We start from the raw sequence: 5,690 nt of genomic DNA on the forward strand, positions 1-5,690 counted from the left end.
GGTCAGAGTCACGACTCTGACCCCATTATTCGGGGAGTGTATGCTGTAGTTTTGATAATAGCTCTGCATAACGAGCGACAGGTTGAAAAATAATCGGTATGGTATAAAAACACTAAACAGCTAGGAAGTTTGTATGTCACCCTTACCATTCAATAATAACCCAGCTTATTTGCGGGGTAATTTTCAACTTGAACCTGTGACCGCTGTATTGAAGCAGCATGCAGAACTTGTTTGCTTTCTTCTAATAGCATTCTTCTTTGTTGGTAATGAATTTATTCAAAATAGTGAAAAAGAGCGGGTCTTAGCTAACCCTCAGAAAAACGACTTTTTCTATATTGACTATAGAGCTATAGATCCTTCATCGGATGCTCGATTTCGCTATGTCCCCCTGAAATTACTTAGTGTCGATAATGATACTCTTACTTTTAAAGTCGGAAACATTGCTCACACAACACCTGTCTCGCCGAGTCAGCATGCGAAATTTGATAAAGCGTTATTGCTGCGCAATTACTTTCGAGTTGATAACCTTGTGCTTAGCAAAACAAAAGTAAATGACTTGGTTACTTCTGGTGCCATTTACGATGCTAGACGGCCTCGAAATATTTATATTAACGGTTGGATGGTATTGCACCTTAATGAGTTAGTACCAGATAACAGTTAGAAATAAAAAGCGTTTGTAAGCGATTGAACCCAGGTAAAGTATACTGCTTGCGAGTGAGGCAAGATGTACCTTGATGTGTTTATTTTATTTACTATGAATACAATGCTCACCAATAAATTACTCTGACCTCATTACTTAATACTATCCGCTTATAGATAATTAAACTAAGTCAGTCTACATTCTATATTTGTTAATGAAATGTTAGATTGGTCATATGAAGTACTTAGTTTTAGCTGTAATTGCAAGTCTCGTTAATGTAGTGAGCTCTTTTGTGACTTCAGATGTCTTAATGGCTTCGTGTGCAATCTTTCTTATAATTCTGTTCGCGGCCTTTATTATTGATAAGGTGTTTCAAAACCAAAATATAGCCGCTAATAAAACTGTACTGGCTGACGATGATAAAAAACATGCACATAGCAATGATGCAACGAAAGTTAGTTTTGCCGCGAGTAATATTGCTATTGGAGGTGCTTCTATCTCTTTCTTTTTGGAACAGTTATCAAAAGCATTTAATGAGCAAGTCGCGAACATCGGTGAGATGAGCGGTAGACTCCAACAGTTAGAAGTCTCTTCAACTCAGTTAGATGATCTTGCCAAAAACGCTGCATCTTCTATGAATGAATCTGACGAGAAAACGCAGTTCGGCAGTGCGTCGTTAAAAGAAGTATTAAGCGAGCAACAGCAGCTGGTTAAAAACATAAATGCGTCATCAGAAGCGCTTACTACATTAAAAAGTAAGGCCGAGGGAATAAGTACTATAACAAACACCATTAACCAGTTGGCCGATCAAACAAATATGCTAGCGCTTAATGCGGCTATTGAAGCTGCAAGAGCGGGAGAGCAAGGACGTGGTTTCGCCGTTGTTGCTGATGAAGTACGCGAGCTTGCCAAGAAGACAACCGATGCCACCTCTGGGATTGAGAGTCTGCTGCAGGATATGAATACCAGTAGCCAGGCAGCTGTGGCTACTATGGAAACGGTGCTGAACTCTAGTGACAATATGAATGCGAAATTACAGGAGAGCGAAGAAGCTATCTCACTCTCCAGTATGCTCTCTACAAAAGCCCGGGAATCGATGGGCGCTATGCAAGCAATGGTAGAAAATAATGCTGAGCATAGCGCAGGTATAAGTACTAATGTACTTCAGCTGCACACGACGACAGAAAAATTAGAGCATGATCTCACCGATGTCTCTACTCAGGCGCTATCACTGAGTAGTCAAGCGGAAGATATTTTTAGGCTATTGGAAAGCTTCGATGTAAATGATAGAAACAGCGAAGTTAGAGACATTGCAGTAAATGCAGCTAAAACTATTGGAAAGCGTTTCGAGCAAGCGATTTCAGAAGGGGAAATACCGGAAGCAAAGCTGTTTAGTTTTGACTACACACCTATACCGAACACTAATCCTGTAAAGCACACTACACCTTTTGATAAGTTCACCGATAACGTACTCCCCGCTATCCAAGAACCTTTATTAGAAACACATAGTTTCATTATTTATGCCGGCGCAGTTGACGTAAATGGTTACTTTCCTACCCACAACAAGAAGTTCAGTCAGCCTCTCACTGGTAACTACGATACTGATTTAATAAATAACAGAACGAAACGGATATTCGATGACAAAACCGGCAGTCGTTGCGGTAGCAACACTTCCACATTTTTGCTTCAAACTTATAAACGAGATACTGGCGAGATCATGCATGATTTGTCTGCCCCCATTTATGTTAACGGCAAACATTGGGGAGGGTTTCGTATTGGTTATAAAGCAAAAGAACAGTAAGTTCTCTGTATCTACACATAAGTAATTGCATCTGCTTTATTACTCTAACGAATGAAAGTGGTAGCGTCATAGCGCTTAGCAATGTTGGCAACAATATTATTCTTTTTTTGCGCTTTTATTTGCTGCTTCGTTACCCTACCATTAGCGAATTGTTCGCAGTTCGTAAAACACTATGCCTTCACTACAACCATACAGCACATTTGGCCTCGCCGCTTCTTGTGATTCTATCCAGTCGTTTAGCGACGTTACTTCATTCCTGTCTATCTTCAATACTTCTAAAAACAAGAACAAAGCCATTTATATATTAGGCGGTGGAAGCAATTCAGTCTTCACTGAAGACTTTGACGGTACAATTCTGGTTAACGAGATTAAGGGAATAAGCCATTTTGATACTGAAAGTCACCATTACTTACGGGTAGGTGCAGGTGAAAACTGGCATGACTTCGTCACTTTGTGTATGAAAGAGAAGTGGTATGGTTTCGAAAATCTCGCCTTAATACCAGGTTCAGTAGGCGCATGCCCAATTCAGAATATTGGTGCGTACGGACGAGAAGTGAATGCGTTTATCGACAAAATAGAGTGTGTATTTCTTGAAACCGGCGAGCAGGTATTGTTAGGCAATGAAGACTGTCAGTTTGGCTATAGAGACAGTGTGTTCAAACACGCACTAGCGAACAAAGCGCTAATCACTCATGTAAACTTTAAACTGCCCAAGCACTACGAACTTGAAACTAGCTATGGCGAACTAGCGGCACTGACTGAGCCTACGCCAGAAAAGGTGTATAGTACGGTAATACAAATTAGGAAGAGCAAACTTCCTGATCCTGCCGAGCTAGGCAATGCAGGAAGTTTCTTCAAAAACCCAGTGGTTTCAAAAGCCGTGTTTCAAGCGATTGCACAAGAGTATGATTCAGTGCCCCATTTTGTGGTGCACGGAGGTGTTGAGCTGCCAGCCACTGAAAAAGAACAAATAAAAATTCCTGCCGCGTGGCTTATCGACCAGGCAGGTTTTAAAGGCAAGACTTTGAATAAAGTACGATGCCACCCTACACAGCCATTGGTACTTACTAACTTAGGTGGTGCCACCGGAAACGATGTAATATCCATGGCAAAAGATATCATAGCAAGCGTACAGGGTAAGTTCGGCATACAGCTTGAGCCAGAAGTACGCTTATTAGGAAGCAAAGGACTTATTTCGCTATGAGACAAGCATCAAAAGCTATAAGAAAACATATACTCGCTTTGTTGTCCGACGGCCAGTTTCACTCAGGGGAAACCATTGCACAGCAAGTGGGCCTATCGCGCACAGCAGTTGCGGGTCATATTTCCCAACTCGCCGATTGGGGATTAGATGTATTTAAAGTAAAAGGTAAAGGCTACCGTTTAGAACGAGGATTTCCATTGTTAAGCGCCGACAGCATTAAACGTCATTTAGGCAATACAAAACGAGCGGTTATTGATGTGGAGTCGGTATTGCCTTCCACCAATACGGAAATGAAGAAGCGTATTGCCAGCAAACGAGAAGATCTTGAAAACGGCGATGTCGTTTTTGCTGAAATTCAGACCGATGGGCGCGGCAGACATGGCCGTTCATGGTTAGCGCCAGTTGGCGGAAGCTTAACTTTTTCTATGTACTGGTCTTTTCCCGACGGTTATCAAAGCATGGCAGGACTTTCTTTATTGGTAGGCTTGGCAGTTTGCGATGCACTTAAAGAATTTGGCGTAGAAGACGCCGAGCTTAAATGGCCGAATGACATTTATTTGCAAGGTAAAAAGCTTGCGGGCGTACTTATTGAAGTAGAAGGGCAAATAGGCGCTACGGCGCATAGCGTTATAGGGATAGGTTTAAATGTTTGCGTGCCTGACAATCAGTACGATGTTGGTCAGCCTCATAGCGATCTTGCGTCATATTTGGGCACTATCCCAGATAGAAATGCATTAGCAGCAGAAATAATTAAATCGCTGTGGTCTTATTTACCTAAATTTACCCAGCAGGGCTTCGGGCCATTCACAGCATATTGGGAAGCGCTCGACTTGTACGCCGATAAACGCATTGTTTTACAAATGGGTGAGAAGCGTTTTTCCGGAATTGATAGGGGAGTGGACGCCAGTGGCGCGCTTCTTGTTGAAACGCAAGACGGTATTACCCGATTCCATGGTGGCGAAGTTAGCCTTAGAGGCAATTAACTTTTTATTTTTGTTTTACTCTATAGCTGAGCTACGAAGATTTTGACCATTTTTATAATAAAAGTACTTCGTAGTTCATCTTTGTGATTTTTAAATAGCATTTTATCCGTTCGTTTTACGCATTGCTTTGCGATTGAAACCAAAAATATGAACAACATTGAAGAAAACCACGTCATATTAGTGGATATCGGTAACACCCGAATAAAATATTCACTGCTTTGTCATGCAGAAGAAGAGCCTAATGCATGCGAAGATGCCAATTCTCTCTTCTCTTTTATCGATTCTCAGAAAAAAATTTCCCATTTATATATCGCTTCAGTAAGAAATCAGGAGCTGGTTGATGAAATATCCGCCATGTGTAACGAGCGAAATATTATTTTTGTAGAAAAGCACACAGAGAAAGAAGCCTTCGGCATAAAAAACAGTTACGCGAATGTTCAAAAAATGGGCGTTGATAGGTGGCTTGCCATGGTCTGTGCTGCAGAAAAATCAAAAAAAGCATTTTTTGTTATGGATGTGGGTACGGCAATAACGGTTGATTTTGTGGTAGATGGTCAACATTTAGGCGGTTGGATCGTGCCTGGTTTTCAAGTAATGCGTAATGCATTGGTTGCTTCAACTAAAAAAGTGTTCGCGAATGATGAAATTCCGACCACCTTTGGCGTGGGGACCGATACAGAAGATTGTGTGGCAACAGGGTGTCATGCTGCCCTATATGGTGTTTATTTGAGCGCGGTTGATTACATATCAAGCAAACAAACCGAATTTGACATAATTTTAGGGGGTGGAGACAAAAAAGTGTTTGCATTCTTAAAATCTGCTGATAACATGCGCCTCGCTCATTTGGTGATGCAGGGTCTTGCCCGCTACGCTCGAAGTGAACTTCTAAAGGGAACATCGACGTAAGTTTTTGATTAGTTGAAAAATTGGTCAAAAAAGAAAATTGAAAAATTTTCAAAAAGACACTTGCACAGAGTTAAACAATACTCTAGAATGCGCACCCACTTGATGTAGTGCCGACTTAGCTCAGTTGGTAGAGCAACTGACTTGTAATCAGTAGGT

Annotated in this window: 5 protein-coding genes and 1 tRNA gene (1 of these 6 running past the window's edge); all 6 read left to right on the forward strand. The window is 41.4% G+C overall.

The window, feature by feature from the left end; genetic code table 11:
• The first annotated feature begins 133 nt into the window (after positions 1 to 133).
• Entirely contained in the window at positions 134 to 661 is a 528-nt protein-coding gene (locus ACX5KA_RS18245) for a hypothetical protein (protein ID WP_458731829.1), read from the forward strand.
• Positions 662 to 875: 214 nt separating this feature from the next.
• Positions 876 to 2,441 (forward strand): methyl-accepting chemotaxis protein, encoded by a 1,566-nt coding sequence (locus ACX5KA_RS18250; protein ID WP_458731830.1) that lies wholly within the window; start codon positions 876 to 878, stop codon positions 2,439 to 2,441.
• A 172-nt stretch (positions 2,442 to 2,613) separates the two neighbouring features.
• Positions 2,614 to 3,645 (forward strand): UDP-N-acetylmuramate dehydrogenase, encoded by a 1,032-nt coding sequence (murB, locus tag ACX5KA_RS18255; RefSeq protein ID WP_458731831.1) that lies wholly within the window; start codon positions 2,614 to 2,616, stop codon positions 3,643 to 3,645.
• A complete protein-coding gene (gene birA, locus ACX5KA_RS18260) occupies positions 3,642 to 4,628 on the forward strand; it encodes a bifunctional biotin--[acetyl-CoA-carboxylase] ligase/biotin operon repressor BirA (protein ID WP_039222269.1) in 987 nt (328 codons plus the stop codon). Before murB ends, birA begins: the two co-directional genes overlap by 4 nt.
• Before the next feature lie 147 nt (positions 4,629 to 4,775).
• Positions 4,776 to 5,534 carry a type III pantothenate kinase gene (locus ACX5KA_RS18265; protein WP_014950845.1) on the forward strand — a complete coding sequence of 253 codons (759 nt, stop codon included), beginning with the start codon at positions 4,776 to 4,778 and terminating at the stop codon, positions 5,532 to 5,534.
• A gap of 109 nt (positions 5,535 to 5,643) precedes the next feature.
• Positions 5,644 to 5,690 (forward strand) — tRNA-Thr (locus tag ACX5KA_RS18270); it runs 29 nt beyond the window's last position.

The sequence above is a fragment of the Alteromonas alvinellae genome (genome assembly GCF_902705805.1).